The sequence below is a fragment of the Lentzea xinjiangensis genome (genome assembly GCF_900110955.1).
Taxonomy (GTDB): domain Bacteria; phylum Actinomycetota; class Actinomycetes; order Mycobacteriales; family Pseudonocardiaceae; genus Lentzea; species Lentzea xinjiangensis.
The window spans coordinates 244,073-260,147 of the sequence record NZ_FOFR01000013.1 but is presented as its reverse complement, the minus strand read 5'-3'; the positions used below and the strand labels follow the sequence as shown (position 1 = coordinate 260,147).

The following is a 16,075-nucleotide window of genomic DNA, read 5'->3' as shown; positions in this document are numbered from 1 at the left end:
GCTACGTTCGGAAGGGATAACCGCTGAAGGCATCTAAGCGGGAAGCTCGTTCCAAGATGAGGTATCCCACTCTTCGTGAGTTAAGGCCCCCAGCTAGACCACTGGGTTGATAGGCCGGAGGTGGAAGACCGGTAACGGTTGGAGCTGACTGGTACTAATAGGCCGAGGACTTGTTACGAAGACGCTACGCATCCACTGTGCGGTTCTGGAAGAACAACCAGAACCGATCGAGCCCTGCCGCTGTGGCGGTTCGGGGTTTGGGTTGTGAATTCCATAGTGTTTCGGTGGTTATAGCGTTGGGGAAACACCCGGTCCCATTCCGAACCCGGTAGTTAAGCCCTTCTGCGCCGATGGTACTGCACTGGTTACGGTGTGGGAGAGTAGGTCGCCGCCGGACAATCTTTCAGGAGCCCCTGAGGGTCGAGCGCCACAAGCGCTCCCCTCAGGGGCTTTCTGCTTTGCCGGCAAAGTCACGCCGTTGGGACCCCGGTGTACAAGTTTCCTGCTTGAATGCCAGCGTGACTGTCTACGACGTTGCTCGTTGTCTGCCCGCCATCTCGGAACTGCGCGCAACGTGCCGTGCGCTGGCCACACTGGACGTCTTGCTGGATCCTGACAGCGAGGAGCGCTATCACCTCTACGACGCCGAATGGGCGCCTGGTGAGCAGATGGCTTCTATGTGGGACGGCGCAGGCAACGAGTACTCCATCGTTTTCACGGCCGCCGGTGCCTACGTGCGCGGTTTCGACCATGAGTCGTCGATGAGTCCTTACAGCACCGACGACGGGAAGCCGTGGCCCGGTGTGCTCGACTCCGTGCCGGAGGTGTTCCAGGAGTGCGTGAAGGAGCCGGCGTTCGCCGATGAGTTCGACACGCCGTCCGTCACGGTGTGTCTGTGGCGCGAGCACGGTGACACGGCCTGGAGGCACGGTGACATCGCGTTCCCGGACGGAGAGCCGGATCCCGACGGGGCCGACTGGCTGTTCGCACTGCTGACCGATCGCACACCGGAGGCGTTCCGGGAGTGGGCGCAGGACTACTACGAGAAGTCGCTCGCCCTCGAGCCGGTGTGGCACGTCTATTCCGGACAGCCGCTGACCGCGGAAGTGGTGACAGCGCTCAACCCCGCCACCACCCTCGCCGCCGTCAAAGACCTCGTCGCCGAAATCGGCTACCCGATCAGCTGATCGGCACAGGTGGGCATCGGCACGTCCCACCCCACGAGCCGCAGCGTCAACTGATCGCTCCGGGACCCGACCGCTTGCCGGCGCCGAACAACACACCAGCACTCACTCAACCGGGTGAACACTGTCCTGATCCAGGGCCCTGCCCCCTCTGTTAATCAACACATCGCCAGGGAGGTGTCACAAACTCATGGTCATCTTCGCCGCGCAATGAGGAAGACGCGTGGGGCGCCGGAGGCTCGTGACTGCGAGGTACCTTCTTTGCCATGCACAACGAGCAACGCACCGCACGTCGGTCAGCCGGCGTCGGCAGGACAGCCGATCTCGCCACGAACCCGTTCCGCGTCGACCGCGACCGGGTGGCGAGCTCACCGTTCTTCGCGAGGCTCGGCGGCGTCACCCAGGTGGTCAGCTCCACCGGGTCAGGACTGCTCGTGCACAACCGCCTCACCCACAGCCTCAAGGTCGCCCAAGCGGCACGTGCCATCGCGGAACGCCTGACCACCCGGCCCGAGCTGACCGCGGTGCTCGAGAAGCTCGGCGGATGCGACCCCGACGTCGTGGAAGCGGCGGCACTCGCGCACGACCTCGGACACCCGCCGTTCGGCCACCTCGGCGAGCAGGTGCTGGACCGGCTCGCACGGCACCGGTTCGGGTTGCCGGACGGGTTCGAGGGCAACGCGCAGTCGTTCCGGATCGTCACGACCACGGACGTGCGCGGGCCCAAGGCGCTCGGGCTGGACCTGACCGTCGCGGTGCGGGCGGCGATGCTCAAGTACCCGTGGACCCGTCACCAGCCGCTCGACCTGCCGGTGGCGCCGCGTGGTGCGGCCGAGCCGGAGGACATGCCGGGGACCGGTAGCTCGAAGTTCTCCGCCTACGTCACGGAGATGAACGACCTGCGCCAGGCCAGGGAGCCCTTCGACGGGCGCATCGAGTCGTGGCAGCAGACGGTCGAGGCGAGCGTCATGGACACCGCGGACGACATCGCCTACGCGATCCACGACCTGGAGGACTTCCACCGCGTCGGGGTGTTGCAGCACGCGACGGTCGCGGCCGAGCTGGGGACGTGGCAGGCGCAGGCGCTCGACCTCGCGGGGCTCAGCGACGCCGAGCTCAGCGCGGAGATCCGGATGCCGGGGCGGTCGCTGGAGACGTTGCGCCGGCGCATGCACCTGAAGGACTCCTGGATGATGAGCGACGAGGCGTTCGCGCAGGCGGTGCGCAAGGTCGGCAAGGAGCTCGTCGACGGGTTGCTGGCGGTGCCGTTCGACGGGTCGGTCGAGGCCGAGCAGGCGGTCGCGGGTTTCAGCGCGCGGTGGACGCGCAGGCTCGTCGACGCGGTCGGTGTGATCGAGGAGCCGACGCCGCGGTCCGGGCACGTGGTGCTCGCGGTGGCGCAGTGGCACGAGGTGCAGGTGCTGAAGTTCGTGCATCGGCGGTTCGTGTTGCTGCGGCCCGATCTCGCGTTGCACCAGCGTGGTCAGGCTCGGCTGCTCAGCTCGTTGGTCGACGCGCTGGAGCAGTGGGTGACGGACAGGACCGAGGCGGATCGCCTGCCGCGCCGGCTGCACGACCTCGTCGAGCTGGCGGAGGCGGAGTACGCCGCGCTCGCCCGGACGGACCCGTCGACCCTGGTCGGCCCGATCGGGGAGGTGCCCGTCGGTCCGGACGTCATCAGGGGGCTGGCTCGGGGGCGGGCGGTCGTCGACTTCGTCGCGTCGCTCACCGACAACCAGGCGGCCGCACTGCTGGAGGCCCTTTCCGGGCGAACCGGTCAATTGTGGACTGACGCGTTTGTTCTGTGAAGTGTGATCGCGTCTGCTCAGTGGGAACTAGCCCGATCGGATGCTGACTGTGATCAGTCGTGCGCCATACGTTGACGCCTCGGCCGGAATCACCCGGCCGCAGGCCGCGTGCTCGGGGGCACGCCAACGTTCGGGGGAGAGACCCTGTGCGCCGATCTCGAAGAGGCACGACCTTAGTCACCGCAGGTACCGCAGTTCTCCTGGCCGCACTCACCGCTGTGACACCGGCGTCCGCGGATCCGGTCAAGGCGTCGAAGACCATCACCGACCGCACTGCGGCGCAGATCGCCACGCTGCAGGGCATCAAGAAGTCGCTCACCCCTGCTGAGTCCAAAGTGGACAGCGCACTCGTCGTGGAGGCGCGCAAGCGGGGCCAGGTGGGGACGAGCAGCGCCCTTCCGCAGGTGCAGACCGGCGTGGCCGTGACGCCGCAGTCCACCACCCTCGTCGACATCCGCGCCAAGCAGTACTCCGAGGACCTGGTCAACGCTGTCCGCGCGGCGGGCGGGCAGATTCGCGCCGTGTCGCCGGAGCACCGCACCGTGCGCGCCGAGGTGCCGGTCGCGAAGATCGCGGAGATCGCCGGCCGCTCCGACGTCGCCCGCGTCGAGCCCGGCAGTGACGCGATGACGCAGGACGTCAAGAACAAGCGGGACAACAAGAACCGCAGGCAAGCCCCCTCCAAAGAGGACAAGGCGCGCGAGGTCGAGCGCCGGCTCGCCGAGAAGCAGCTTTCGGTCCGGGCGACCAAGGTCGCCGAGAGCGACAAGGCGCACAACGCCGAAGCCGCGCGCGCGTCGTTCCACGTGACCGGTGTCGGCGTGAAGCTCTGCGCGCTGTCGGACGGCGTGACCTCGCTGGCCGTGTCGCAGGCCGCGGGTGAGCTGCCCGCCGTCGACATCGTGCCGGGCCAGGCCGGCTCCGGTGACGAGGGCACCGCGATGCTCGAGATCCTGCACGACCTCGCGCCGAACGCGGAGCTCGGCTTCGCCACGGCGTTCAACGGTGACGCGAGCTTCGCGGACAACATCAAGAAGCTGAGGTTCGACCTCGGCTGCGATGTCATCGTTGACGACGTCATCTACTTCAACGAGTCGCCGTTCCAGGACGGCATCATCGCGCGTGCCGTGGACGCGGTCGCCGCGGACGGCGCTGTCTACTTCTCCAGCGCCGGCAACCAGGGCAACGTCGTGGACGGCACCTCCGGTCACTACGAGGGCCAGTTCGTCGACTCCGGGGTGGGCGTCGGCAAGTTCGCCGGCACCGCCCACGACTTCAACCCGGACGCCAACTCGAAGCAGTTGTTCAACCCGCTGTCGAACTACTCGGGCGACACGCCGGTGACGCTGCACTGGGCCGACCCGCTCGGCCAGTCGTTCAACGACTACGACCTGTACCTGGTCAACGCCCAGGGCAACGTTGTCACCTTCAGCCAGAACAACCAGGACGGCGCGCAGGACCCGTACGAGCGCCTCAACACGCCGAGCACGTCCACGGGCACGCGCCTCGCGGTCGTGAAGTTCCGCGGTGAGGACAAGTACTTCGCGTTGTCGCTGTTCGGTGGCAGGTTCGCCGACTCCAACGACGGCCTGAAGAAGTTCGTGACGCCGGGCACGACCCGCGGTCACTCCGCGGCCAAGGGCGCCATCTCGGTCGCGGCCGCTCCCGCCGGGCAGGCGCTGCCGTTCGACCTCGAGCCCGGCGACCCGGCCAACCCCAAGGGCCCGTACCCGAACGCCTTCGACGGCACGCAGAAGCCGGAGCGCTTCACCTCCGACGGGCCGCGCAGGACGTTCTTCGCGCCCGACGGCACGCCGCTCGCCGAGACCCGGCAGAAGCCGGACATCACGGCGGCCGACGGCGTGACCACGTCGGTGCCGGGCTTCGCGCCGTTCTTCGGCACGTCCGCCTCGGCTCCGAACGCCGCTGCCATCGCCGGCCTGATCCTGTCCGGCAACCCGACGCTGTCGCCCGCCGAGATCAGGGAAGCCCTCGTCGTCACGGCGACCGACATCGTCGAGTCCGGTGTGGACAACCGCACCGGCGCCGGCATCGTGATGGCGGACAAGGCTCTCGCCTACACCGGCGCGTCGCCCCAGGCGCTGGCCCGCGCGGAACGCCCGACGATCGTGAACGACGCGGACGGAAGCGCCTTCCTCAAGCCGGGCACCACCGCCACGGTGACGGTGCCGGTGTCCAACAACGGTGACGGCGCGGCCGCGTCGACCTCCGTGGTGCTGTCGAGCCCGACCGCCGGGGTGACCATCGCGCCGCGGTCGAAGTACTACGGCAACATCGACGTCGGCCAGACGGTGTCCAACACCTACAAGGTGACCGTCCCGGCCTCGGCCGGTCTCGGTTCGGCGGTGCGCCTCGACGCACGCGTGACCTACGCGGGCACGACGTCGCCGACGACCGCCTCGTTCACCTACCGGGTGGGGGAGCCGTCCCGCGAGTTCAAGACGTTCGCCTACAGCGGTGACGCGGTCGCCATCCCGGACAACGACCAGACCGGCGTCTTGATCACGCTGCCCGTGACGGGGGTCGGCGCGGCGTCGAACCTGAAGTTCTCGGTCGACGGCTCGGCCTGCTCGGCGACGGAGGGCTCCCCGACGGTCGGCATCGACCACACCTTCGTCGGCGACCTGGTCGGCACGCTGACCTCGCCGTCGGGCAAGTCCGTGACGCTGTTCTCGCGGACGGGCGGCACCGGCGCGAACATCTGCCAGGCCGTGTTCGACGACTCGGCGACGCGGGCGTTCTCGTCGGCGCAGAGCGGCGACGCGCCGTTCACCGGCTCCTGGAAGCCGAACCAGCCGCTGTCCGCGCTGACCGCGGACGGGGTGGACGGCAACTGGGTGTTCAAGGTGGCCGACGTGGTGGGCTCCGACCGCGGTTCCATCCGCGCGGTGACGCTGCACGTCGCCGGCTGGGTGTGAGCCCGCTGACGGGCTGACCGTTCGACCAGGCCCCGGCACCCTCCACGGGTGCCGGGGCCTGCTCGGTACCGGGCTCCGGCCTGGCCCGCAACGACGTGAGGGGCGCCTCCCGAACCGGGAAGCGCCCCTCACGACCGAGCGAGGACTAGCGGTTCGGCCACTCCCAGCGGATGCCGAACACACCCGGCCCGAACCCGAGTGCCACGGCGTGCACGCCGCCGCCCGAGTCCAGGGTCAGGTTGCGCCGCCGCGAGGGCGTCTCGTCCCCGGCGGGCACGCTGTACTGCTGCACGCGCGAGGGCAGGTTCGTCTCGTCGAAGCGGACCTCGATCACGTACTCGCGCACCGGCAGGCGGAACTTGCGCGCGAACGTGTTGTTGCCCTTCGGTGCGTGGCCCTCGGGGAACACCAGCTGGTACTCCATGATGAGGGTCTCGCCGCGGGCCAGCGGCCGTTCGAACATCATCTCCGCGACCATGATGTTGGCCTCGTGGTCACGGGCGATGCGGCCGAGGTGGCAGTTGCGCACGTTCACGATCTCGGGGAGCACGTCCGACTCCTCGGTCTCGAACACGAGCGCCCAGCGGTCGGGGCCGTCCTGTTCCGCGCGGAGGATCTGCCGCACCCACACGGATTTCTGCCCGCCGTCGGCAGAGATCTCGATGCGGTCGTGCTGGCTGATCCTGCCGAGCTTCAGGTCGGAGGACGTGTCGACCTTCGAGAGCAGGTTCGCGACCCGTTCCCGGCGCGCCCAGAGGGCGTCGATCGGCATCATCGTCGTCGGCCGGCATCGGCGACCTCGGGGCCGAGGCGGTCCGAGCAGCGCCGACAGACCCGACTGGGGCACGCCCAGGACCGACTCGAGGTGCCGCAGCGCCTCCAGCGACTCGGGGCGTTCAGGCCTTCGCCGGCCTGACTGCCAGTAGCTGAGCGTCGCGACGCTGATGGTGACGCCGCGCAGTGCCAACCTGTGCTGGATGCGGTCGAGACTGAGTCGGCTGGCCTTGATCGCGGCCCTCAACGCCTCCGGGAACGGTCCCGTCGTCAAGAGCTGCGTAAGGCTGCCGTGGCCCGTTGAGTCTGTGTCGTCAACGTTCAGTGCTGGTCGACCGGCAGCAGTCGTCATGGTGACTCCCCGCTGTCATAAGATCACGCCTCAGTGACCCTACCCGCCCGTGAACATCGCTGGTCGGAGCCGGATGGAGTCAATGGTTAATCCATACGGTTGATGAGTTCACGCTTTCGAGACCCATCTGTCAAGCAAATCGAACCGATCGGTAACTTCCGTGTGCGTTCACGCCCAGTGTCGGCGTGGTTCTAGTGTGTGCACGGTGGATGACCTCGGCCTGCGGGCCTCGGCGGCCGGGTCCGGTGCGCCGGTGCGGGCGGTGGCCGGATGAGCCGGGTGCGGCAGGTGCCCGGCGGGCGGGCCGTCGAGGTCGAGCCGGAGCGCGTCCAGGGGTGGATCGGCAGGTTCGCCGACCGGCACGGACCGGTGCGGGTCCAGGTCACGGACACGGCCGTCGGCATCACCGCCGCGGACGGCGCGACCGCGCGCTTCGCCACGCGCGGCGGCACGTCGGTGGACGAGGTGGTGCGCCGGCTGGCCGAGCCCCGCCGCATCGGCCTCGTCCTGGTGCGGCTCGGCGGCCACAGCGTCGGCGTGGCGTTCGGCGGCCGGGTCGAGGTGTCGGCCACGGACCGCAAGCAGGTGCACGGCCGCATCAGGGCCGGCGGCTGGTCGCAGCAGCGGTTCGCCCGGCGCAGGGAGGGACAGGCCCGCGTCGCTCTCCAGGCCGCCGCGGACGACGTGGCCCGCCTGCTGGTCCCGCGGCTCGCCCGGCTGGACGGCGTCGTGCTCGGCGGCGACCGGCAGGCGCTCGACGTGCTGCGTGACGACCGCAGGCTCGCAGCCGTCTTCGCGCTGGCGGAGGAACGGGTCCTGGACGTCCCGGAACCCCGGCGCGCGGTGCTGGACGAGGCGGCGCGGCGAGCCCGGTGCGTGGAGATCGTGATCCAGGACACAGGGGCAACCGGACCGGAGGCCGGCCGCATGGATACGGGTGAGGGCGCCTGATCCTGGCGCCACCGACCTCGCTGGAGTCGCAAGTGCGCAAACGAATGGTGATCGTGGCCGGTGCGGTCGCGCTGGGGGCCGTCGGCATCGCGGTGCCGGCAGCCCTGGCCCTGAGCGGCGGCACGACGCCCGAGCAGCCGCCGACGACCTCGGCCCCGGTGCCGCCGGCATCCCTCCCGACGACTCCGCCGGGCGTTCCGTCCACGACCGCGGCGCCGTCGACGTCCGTGCGGCCGGAACTGCCGCCGACGACCCCGCCCGTCCAGAGCCCGCCCGCGACGACCCCGCTCGTCCCGGGCCCGCCGGCGACGAGCCCGCCGATGACCACTCCGCCGCTGCCGCCGACGATCCTGCCGACGCCGTTGCCGACGCCCACGACGTGGACGCCGCCCGCGACGACGCCGCCGGTCTCGCCGACCACCGCCGGGTGAGGAGTCCCCGCTGAACTGGGAGGCCGAGTTCACCGACTGCTTCGACCGGTGCGCCGACTCGATGCGCTTCACGGCGTTCCTGCTGTGCGGCAACTGGCACGAGGCGGAGGACGTCATGCAGTCGGCGTTCTTGAAGCTGTACCTGGCCGGTCCGAAGCTGGGTGACCGGTCGGGGCTCGAACCGTACCTGCGTCAGATCGTCGTGCGGACGTTCCTCGCCGAACGCCGCAAAGTGCGCTGGCGCAGGGAGAAGCTCACCGACGCACCTCCCGAGGGCCTGTCCTCCGCAGCAGGGGCGGAGGACAGGCTCGTGGTGTGGCAGGCGCTCACCGCCGTGCCCGCACGGCAGCGCGCTGTCCTCGTGCTGCGCTATTGGCACGATCTCAGCGTCGAGGACACCGCGGCGGCGCTGAAGTGCTCGACGGGCACCGTCAAGTCCCAGAGCAGCAAGGGGCTGGAGACGTTGCGCCGCAGGCTGGGACCGGAGTTCGATCATCTGAGGCTGGAGGTGTGATGGTTCGCGAAGACGACCTGAGGGCGACTTTCTCCGCTCTGCACGGCGAAGAGGCGCCGCCGCGTGCCGTCACGGCGGCGGAGGTGATCCAGCGCGGCCGGGCCGTGCGGTCGAGGCGGCGCACCGTCGCGGTGGCGGGCAGCGGGCTCGCGACCGCGGGCGTCGTGGCCGTGGCGCTGGCCGTGCTGCCGGTCGCGACGCCTCCGGATCCGCTGGCACCGCCCTCCCCGGCCACGTCGGTGGCTCCGCCGCCGACCTCGCTGCCGACGACCTCACCGCCGGAGACCTCCGTGGAGGCGACGCCGACGACGGTGCCGTCCCCTCCGCCGCTCTCCGGCACCGGCGCGCCTCCGGGCACGCCGCCCAGTACGGACTTGCCCAGCACTACACCCACTCCTGCCGGTCAGTCGACCACGATGCCCCCGCGTTCCCCGCGCTGAACGGCACAATCCCGGCATGACCGCACACATCCGCCTCGCCGAGATCACGGACGCCAACCGCGACGCGGTGATCGCCGTGCGGGTGCACCCCGCGCAGGAGCGGTTCGTCGCGTCCGTCGAGGCGTCCTTCCGGCACGCGCAGGCACGTCCCGAGGCCAACCCGTGGCTGCGCGCCGCCTACGACGGCGACGAGCCGGTCGGTTTCGTCATGCTGAGCTGGAACGCGACACCCCGGCCCGGCGTCCTCGGCCCCTACTTCCTGTGGCGGCTGCTCGTGGGGGCGGGGCGGCAGGGCCGCGGCTACGGCACCGCGATCCTGGACGAGGTCGTTGCGCTGCTGTGCGCGGACGGTGCCACCACGCTGCTCACCAGCTACGTGCCGGGGGAGGGCTGCCCCGAGCCGTTCTACCGCCGCTACGGGTTCGTGCCGACCGGGGAGGTCGACGAGGACGGCGAGATCGTGCTGTCGCTCGACCTCGGCACTCGGCCCTGACCGCGATCTGCACCGGAGAGCTGCACCGGAGAGCTGCTCCGATGCTTGGGGCGAGCCTGCCGATGCGACCTGCCCGGGGCGGCTCAGCCCGCGGTGCCCGTGGCGAGCAGGCCGCCGTCGACGCGCACGGTCTCGCCGGTGATCCACGAAGCGCTGTCCGAGCACAGGAAGGCCACGAGCGAGGCGACGTCCTCCGGCGTGCCGAGGCGCTTCATCGGGTACTGCTGCTGCGCCTCCTCCTCGCGACCGCTCCACAACGCCTCGGCGAACTTGGTCTTCACCACGGCGGGCGCGACGGCGTTCACGCGCACCTTCGGGCCGAGCTGCCACGCCAGCTCCTCGGTGAGGCGGATCAGCGCCGCCTTGGACGCGCCGTACGCGCCGATCACGCCGGTGGAGCGCAGGCCGCCGATCGAGGCGATGTTCACCACCGCGCCGCCGTGCTCGCTCATCCACGCCTTCCACGCGAGCTGCGTGAAACCGAGCGCCGCCACGACGTTGACGTCGAAGATCTTCCGCACGGCGGCGAGGTCGGCGTCCATCAGGAAACCGAACTGCGGGTTGATGCCGGTGTTGTTGACCAGCACGTCGATGCTGCCGAACTCCTCGACCGTGCGCGCCACGGCCTCCTCGCGGGACGCGTCGTCACCCGCGTTGCCCGGCACCGCGAGAACGCGGCCGCCCGTGCCGGCCCTGAGCTGCTCGGCCGCCTCCGCGAGCTGGTCGGCCTTGCGGCCGGTGATGGTGACGGCCGCGCCGCGGGAGAGCAGCTCGCGTGCGATGCCGAGGCCGATGCCGCGGGACGCGCCGGTGACCAGCGCCGCCTTGCCCGAGAAGTCTTCACTCATGGTCGGCAAATCTATGCGTCCGGCCACAGGTGGGGAATTCGGTGGTCGCGATCCCGTAGGATGATTCGCGTGATCCTCCTCGAGTAGGCCGCTGTGTACGTGCCGCCCCTGCCGTCTTCCTTGGGGCTGTCTTCCTTGAGGCCGTACCCGGATCCCACTCACCCCGGAGTTCTTCTTGATCACCGCAACCGACATGGAGTTGCGCGCGGGCTCACGCATTCTCGTGAGCGGCGCCAACCTTCGCGTCCAGCCCGGCGACCGCATCGGCCTCGTCGGCCGCAACGGTGCCGGCAAGACCACCTCCCTGCGCGTTCTCGCCGGTGAGGGCCAGCCCTACGCCGGCACGATCACGCGCAAGGGCGAGCTCGGCTACCTGCCGCAGGACCCCCGCGAGGGTGACCTCTCCGTCATCGCCAAGGACCGCGTGCTCTCTGCCCGCGGACTCGACCAGCTGCTCCGGGACATGGAGAAGGCCCAGTCGAAGATGGCCGAGCTGGTCGACCCCGACGAGCTCGACACCGCCGTCACCCGCTACGGCAAGCTCGAGGAGCGCTTCTCCGCGCTCGGCGGGTACGCCGCCGAGTCCGAGGCCGCCCGGATCTGCTCGAACCTCGGCCTGCCCGACCGCGTGCTCGCCCAGCCGCTGAGCACGCTCTCCGGTGGTCAGCGCCGCCGCGTCGAGCTGGCGCGGATCCTGTTCGCCGCCTCCGAGGCCGGTGTCGGCGCGAAGTCGAGCACGATCCTGCTGATCGACGAGCCGACCAACCACCTCGACGCCGACTCGATCACGTGGCTGCGCGGCTTCCTCAAGTCGCACGACGGCGGTCTCGTCGTGATCTCCCACGACGTCGAGCTGCTCGACGACGTCGTGAACAAGGTGTGGTTCCTCGACGCGATGCGCGGCGAGGTCGACATCTACAACCTCGGCTGGAAGAAGTACCTCGAAGCCCGTGCCACGGACGAGAAGCGCCGTCGCCGTGAGCGCGCCAACGCCGAGAAGAAGGCCGGTGCGCTGATGACGCAGGCCGCCAAGATGGGTGCGAAGGCCACGAAGGCCGTTGCGGCGCAGAACATGGCGAAGCGCGCCCAGAAGCTGCTCGACGGCCTCGACGACGTGCGCCAGAGCGACAAGGTCGCGAAGATCAGCTTCCCGTCGCCCGCCCCGTGCGGCAAAACGCCGTTGATGGCGGAGGGCCTGAGCAAGTCCTACGGCTCGCTGGAGATCTTCACCGGCGTGGACCTCGCGATCGACAAGGGTTCCCGCGTCGTCGTGCTCGGTTTCAACGGCGCCGGCAAGACGACGCTGCTGCGGTTGCTGGGCGGCAGCGAGAAGGCCGACGCCGGCAAGGTCGTGCCCGGTCACGGCCTGAAGATCGGCTACTTCGCGCAGGAGCACGAGACGCTCGACCACACGGCGTCGGTGTGGGAGAACATCCGGCACATGGCGCCGGACGAGCAGGAGCAGCGGCTGCGGTCGTTGCTCGGCACGTTCCTGTTCAGCGGCGAGCAGCTCGACCAGCCCGCCGGCACGTTGTCCGGCGGCGAGAAGACCCGGCTGGCGCTCGCCGGCCTGGTGTCGTCGGCCGCGAACGTGCTGCTGCTCGACGAGCCGACGAACAACCTCGACCCGGCGTCCCGCGAACAGGTCCTCGACGCGCTGCGGCGCTACGAAGGCGCTGTCGTGCTCGTGACGCACGACCCCGGCGCGGTCGAGGCGCTGGAGCCCGAGCGGGTGATCCTGCTGCCCGACGGCACCGAGGACCACTGGTCGGAGGACTACCTCGACCTCGTGCAGCTGGCGTGATCTCCACACCTCAAAGGATTACCGAGCGCGTTCTGTGATCAACTGAGCGTGATCGAATCGACCGTTCGGCGATCTCTTTGCTTGATCACCTGGCGTTCTGCCGGATCCTGTTCGATCATTGCGACGACAGGGGCCGTAGAACGGCCCGACCTGCTCGTACGGAAGGCGGGACGAGGTGGCTGACCTGAAGAAGGGTGCCCGGATCACCGGCGCCACGCGGGACAAGCTGGCCGCTGACCTGAAGAAGAAGTACGAAAAGGGCGCGAGCATCCGGGCTTTGGCTGAGAGCACCGGGCGTTCCTACGGCTTCGTGCACCGGGTTCTGTCGGAATCCGGCGTCACGCTGCGCGGTCGCGGTGGCGCCACCCGGACGAAGAAGAAGTAGCCACAACCCAGACTGCTACTCTCCGGTAACTAGCTTCTAGTCCGCCGGAGGTAATGACATGCCAGTGCCCTCGATCGACGCTGGTGTGCTCGACCGCGGTGGCATCCGGCTCGCCATCGCCGGTCCGGTCGCCACGATCACGCTCGATCGTCCCGACGTGCTCAACGCGCAGACGCCTGCCACCTGGCAGGCGTTGCGGCACATCGGCGAGCAGCTGGACCCGGACGTCCGAGTCGTGGTCGTCCGGGGCTCCGGCCGCGCCTTCTCGGCGGGGCTGGACCGGCGCATGTTCACCGGTGAGCCCGTCGACGGTGAGCCCGGTGGCCTGCCGGGGATGCTCTCGCTCTCCGCCGAGGAGGCGGACGCGAAGATCGCCTCCTACCAGGCGGGGTTCACCTGGTTGAGCGACCCGGCACGGGTGACGATCGCCGCGGTGCAGGGGCATGCCATCGGCGCGGGCTTCCAGTTGGCGCTGGCGTGCGACTTCCGCGTGCTCGCCGAGGACGCGCGTTTCTGCATGGCCGAGACCGGGCTGGGCCTGGTGCCCGACCTCGGCGGGACGCTGCCCCTGGTGCGCCTCGTGGGGTACTCGCGCGCGGCCGAGCTGTGCGTGACTTCCCGCCGCGTGTCGGCCGAGGAGTCGCTGCGGATCGGCCTCGCGAACTCCGTCGTGCCCCTGGACGGGCTGGACGCCGCGGTCGAGGAGCTCGTGGCCGCCGTGCTGAAGCCGCTGCCGGGCGCCGTCTCGGAGACGCTGGCGCTGATCGCGGCGGCGGCCGACGGGCCGGAGCCGCAGGCGCAGCTCGCGCTGGAGCGGGCCGCTCAGCTGCGCCGGCTGCGTTCTCTCGCGGCTCTTTCCGCTCAAAGCTGAACTTTTCCGCCTTCCAGCCGCGCGCGAAGGAATTGTCAGACCGCTGTGCTGTTCTAGTCAGCGTGGACGGCTACAGCTCTTGGCGATTCATGATGGGGGTGACCTCGGACGCGCCTTCGAAGGTGCGCCGGGGCACTTTCCGGCGGGTGCTGGCGTTCGCCCGGCCGCACCGGGCGAAGCTGGTGGTGTTCCTGCTGCTGACGGTGGTCTCGTCCGTCCTGGCGGTGACGACGCCGCTGCTGGCGGGCCGCGTGGTCGACGCGATCGTGCGCGGCTCGGTGCCGTCCGTCGTGGTGTGGCTCGCGGTGGTGATCGCGCTGGTCGCCGTGGTCGACGCCGGTCTTGGTGTCGTCGAGCGGTGGCAGTCCACGCGCATCGGTGAAGGCCTGATCTACGACCTCCGCCGCGCCGTGTTCGGGCACGTGCAGAAGATGCCCGTCGCGTTCTTCACGCGCACCCGCACCGGCGCGCTGGTCTCGCGGCTGAACAACGACGTGATCGGCGCGCAGCGCGCCTTCACCTCCACCCTGTCGGGCTTCGTCACGAACATCATCCAGCTGGCGCTGTCGCTCGCCGTGATGTTCACGCTGTCGTGGCAGGTCACGGCGCTCGCGCTGGTCCTGCTCCCCGTCTTCGTGCTGCCCGCCAAGCGGATGGGCCGCCGGATGGCGGAGATGCAGCGCGAGGCCTCCACGCTGAACGCGTCGATGGTCACGCAGTCCACCGAGCGGTTCTCGGCGCCGGGCGCGACGCTCGTGAAGCTCTTCGGGCGGCCGGCCCGCGAGGAGCAGGAGTTCTCGGAGAAGGCCGCGCAGGTCCGCGACATCGGCATCCGCACCGCGATGGCCACCCGGTGGTTCATGACCGGGCTGACGCTGGTGTCCGCGCTGGCCCAGGCGTTGGTGTACGGGCTGGGCGGGTACCTGGCGCTGACCGGGCACCTGGCCGCCGGCACCGTGGTGTCGCTGGCGCTGTTGCTGACCCGCCTGTACGCGCCGCTGACGGCGCTGGCCAACGCCCGCGTCGACGTGATGACGGCGCTGGTGTCGTTCGAGCGGGTCTTCGAGGTGCTCGACCTGAAGCCGATGATCGAGGAGCGCGAGAACCCGCGCACGGTGCCTCCCGGCGCGGTGTCGGTGGAGTTCGACGACGTGCGCTTCGCCTACCCGTCCGCGGAGAAGGTGTCGCTCGCCTCGCTGGAGTCGGTGGCCACTTTGGACACCCGCGGCGGCGAGGAGGTGCTGCACGGCATCAGCTTCCAGGCGGGAGCCGGGCAGCTGGTCGCGATCGTCGGCTCGTCCGGCGCCGGCAAGTCGACCATGGCCTCGCTCGTCCCGCGCCTGTACGACGTGGACTCCGGCGCCGTCCGGCTGTCCGGAGTGGACGTTCGCGACCTCTCGTTCGACTCGCTGCGCGCGACGGTGGGCGTGGTGACCCAGGACGGGCACCTGTTCCACGACACGATCCGCGCGAACCTGACCTACGCCGCACCGGACGCCGACGACGACGAGCTGTGGGACGCGTTGCGCCGCGCCCGGCTGCTCGACCTGGTGACGTCGCTGCCGGACCAGCTCGACACCGTGGTCGGCGAACGCGGCTACCGGCTGAGCGGCGGCGAGCGCCAGCGGTTGACGATCGCCCGCCTGCTGCTGGCCAAACCGCGCGTCGTGATCCTCGACGAGGCCACCGCACACCTGGACTCGGAGTCCGAGGTCGCCGTGCAGGAGGCGCTGACCGAGGCGCTGGACGGCCGGACCGCCCTGGTGATCGCGCACCGCCTGTCGACCGTGCGCAACGCCGACCAGATCCTGGTGCTGGAGCACGGCGAGATCGTCGAACGCGGCACCCACACCGAGCTGATGGCCGCCGGGGGGCGCTACGCGGACCTCTACAACACCCAGTTCGCCGAGCCGCCGGTGGTCGGCGTGTTCCCGACGCCGAAGTTCAGCGAGCGCGCCGAGGTCGCGGGCAGGAGCTGACCCGGGGTTGGCGCCTGTGCGATGGGCGCCTGAGCCGTGACTGGTCGCCGGTGCGGGAGCCGGGACGGTTGTGGGCGCGTGAGGCGGAGCGTGCTGGCCGGGCTGTGTCGGCAGCTCGGCGTCGTGGTCGTGGATCCGCGCGCGTCGAGGGCAGTCGGCGCGGCCGGTCGTGGCGTGTGAGGCGGAACTCGCTGGTGGCGGGCTGTGCCGGCAGCCTAGGGGTCGTGGTTGTGTACCTGCGCATGCCAGGGCGAGCGGCTGGCCTTCGTGCACGGGAAGCGTCGGCAGCCCGACGTTGTGCT

The 16,075-nt window shown here is 70.1% G+C and carries 14 protein-coding genes and 2 rRNA genes; 14 read left to right on the top strand and 2 right to left on the bottom strand.

Features of this window, described 5'->3' with window-relative positions; genetic code table 11:
• The 5 genes from BMW88_RS26520 to BMW88_RS26500 all read left to right on the top strand — a co-directional run.
• Positions 1-178 (top strand): 23S ribosomal RNA (locus BMW88_RS26520); the annotation flags it as partial.
• 102 nt (positions 179-280) lie between these two features.
• Positions 281-397 (top strand): 5S ribosomal RNA (gene rrf / locus BMW88_RS26515).
• Between the two features lie 109 nt (positions 398-506).
• The gene (locus BMW88_RS26510) at positions 507-1,187 is read left to right on the top strand and encodes a hypothetical protein (RefSeq protein ID WP_245778065.1); all 681 of its coding nucleotides are present in this window, start codon (positions 507-509) and stop codon (positions 1,185-1,187) included.
• 263 nt (positions 1,188-1,450) lie between these two features.
• Positions 1,451-2,992 (top strand): deoxyguanosinetriphosphate triphosphohydrolase family protein, encoded by a 1,542-nt coding sequence (locus tag BMW88_RS26505; protein WP_089955247.1) that lies wholly within the window; start codon positions 1,451-1,453, stop codon positions 2,990-2,992.
• A gap of 218 nt (positions 2,993-3,210) precedes the next feature.
• On the top strand, positions 3,211-5,931 hold the full coding sequence (locus BMW88_RS26500; RefSeq protein WP_245778064.1) for a S8 family serine peptidase: 2,721 nt from the start codon (positions 3,211-3,213) through the stop codon (positions 5,929-5,931).
• 145 nt (positions 5,932-6,076) lie between these two features.
• Here BMW88_RS26500 and BMW88_RS26495 read toward each other — a convergent pair whose 3' ends face one another.
• Positions 6,077-6,979 carry a hypothetical protein gene (locus BMW88_RS26495; protein ID WP_245778063.1) on the bottom strand — a complete coding sequence of 301 codons (903 nt, stop codon included), beginning with the start codon at positions 6,977-6,979 and terminating at the stop codon, positions 6,077-6,079.
• A 348-nt stretch (positions 6,980-7,327) separates the two neighbouring features.
• On the opposite strand from BMW88_RS26495, the gene BMW88_RS26490 reads away from it, so the two are divergent.
• The 5 genes from BMW88_RS26490 to BMW88_RS26470 are packed head-to-tail and all read left to right on the top strand — an operon-like array spanning position 7,328 to position 9,886.
• Entirely contained in the window at positions 7,328-8,008 is a 681-nt protein-coding gene (locus BMW88_RS26490) for an acVLRF1 family peptidyl-tRNA hydrolase (protein WP_089955241.1), read from the top strand.
• A 32-nt stretch (positions 8,009-8,040) separates the two neighbouring features.
• Positions 8,041-8,439: a hypothetical protein gene (locus BMW88_RS26485; RefSeq protein ID WP_143116251.1), complete on the top strand. Its 399-nt coding sequence runs from the start codon at positions 8,041-8,043 to the stop codon at positions 8,437-8,439.
• Between the two features lie 10 nt (positions 8,440-8,449).
• A complete protein-coding gene (locus tag BMW88_RS26480) occupies positions 8,450-8,953 on the top strand; it encodes a SigE family RNA polymerase sigma factor (protein ID WP_281249448.1) in 504 nt (167 codons plus the stop codon).
• Entirely contained in the window at positions 8,953-9,393 is a 441-nt protein-coding gene (locus BMW88_RS26475; RefSeq protein WP_089955235.1) for a hypothetical protein, read from the top strand. The genes BMW88_RS26480 and BMW88_RS26475 overlap by 1 nt, the downstream gene beginning before the upstream one ends.
• 16 nt (positions 9,394-9,409) lie before the next feature.
• Positions 9,410-9,886: a GNAT family N-acetyltransferase gene (locus BMW88_RS26470; protein WP_218148219.1), complete on the top strand. Its 477-nt coding sequence runs from the start codon at positions 9,410-9,412 to the stop codon at positions 9,884-9,886.
• An 83-nt stretch (positions 9,887-9,969) separates the two neighbouring features.
• On the opposite strand, the gene BMW88_RS26465 is transcribed toward BMW88_RS26470, so the two are convergent.
• Positions 9,970-10,734 carry an SDR family oxidoreductase gene (locus BMW88_RS26465; RefSeq protein ID WP_089955232.1) on the bottom strand — a complete coding sequence of 255 codons (765 nt, stop codon included), beginning with the start codon at positions 10,732-10,734 and terminating at the stop codon, positions 9,970-9,972.
• A 175-nt stretch (positions 10,735-10,909) separates the two neighbouring features.
• On the opposite strand from BMW88_RS26465, the gene BMW88_RS26460 reads away from it, so the two are divergent.
• From BMW88_RS26460 to BMW88_RS26445, 4 genes are all read left to right on the top strand, one after another.
• Entirely contained in the window at positions 10,910-12,538 is a 1,629-nt protein-coding gene (locus BMW88_RS26460) for an ABC-F family ATP-binding cassette domain-containing protein (RefSeq protein ID WP_089955229.1), read from the top strand.
• Between the two features lie 175 nt (positions 12,539-12,713).
• Positions 12,714-12,923: a helix-turn-helix domain-containing protein gene (locus BMW88_RS26455; RefSeq protein ID WP_030473247.1), complete on the top strand. Its 210-nt coding sequence runs from the start codon at positions 12,714-12,716 to the stop codon at positions 12,921-12,923.
• Positions 12,924-12,981: 58 nt separating this feature from the next.
• Positions 12,982-13,794 (top strand): enoyl-CoA hydratase/isomerase family protein, encoded by an 813-nt coding sequence (locus BMW88_RS26450; protein WP_089955226.1) that lies wholly within the window; start codon positions 12,982-12,984, stop codon positions 13,792-13,794.
• Between the two features lie 89 nt (positions 13,795-13,883).
• Positions 13,884-15,773, top strand: coding sequence for an ABC transporter ATP-binding protein (locus BMW88_RS26445; protein ID WP_089955225.1), 1,890 nt, complete (start codon positions 13,884-13,886; stop codon positions 15,771-15,773).
• Positions 15,774-16,075: the final 302 nt, after the last annotated feature.

Coding starts and splice junctions, on each gene's coding strand:
- BMW88_RS26505 (WP_089955247.1), top strand. CDS start 1,451: ATGCACAACGAGCAACGCACCGCACGTCGGTCAGCCGGCGTCGGCAGG.
- BMW88_RS26490 (WP_089955241.1), top strand. CDS start 7,328: ATGAGCCGGGTGCGGCAGGTGCCCGGCGGGCGGGCCGTCGAGGTCGAG.
- BMW88_RS26475 (WP_089955235.1), top strand. CDS start 8,953: ATGGTTCGCGAAGACGACCTGAGGGCGACTTTCTCCGCTCTGCACGGC.
- BMW88_RS26470 (WP_218148219.1), top strand. CDS start 9,410: ATGACCGCACACATCCGCCTCGCCGAGATCACGGACGCCAACCGCGAC.
- BMW88_RS26465 (WP_089955232.1), bottom strand. CDS start 10,734: ATGAGTGAAGACTTCTCGGGCAAGGCGGCGCTGGTCACCGGCGCGTCC.
- BMW88_RS26450 (WP_089955226.1), top strand. CDS start 12,982: ATGCCAGTGCCCTCGATCGACGCTGGTGTGCTCGACCGCGGTGGCATC.
- BMW88_RS26445 (WP_089955225.1), top strand. CDS start 13,884: ATGATGGGGGTGACCTCGGACGCGCCTTCGAAGGTGCGCCGGGGCACT.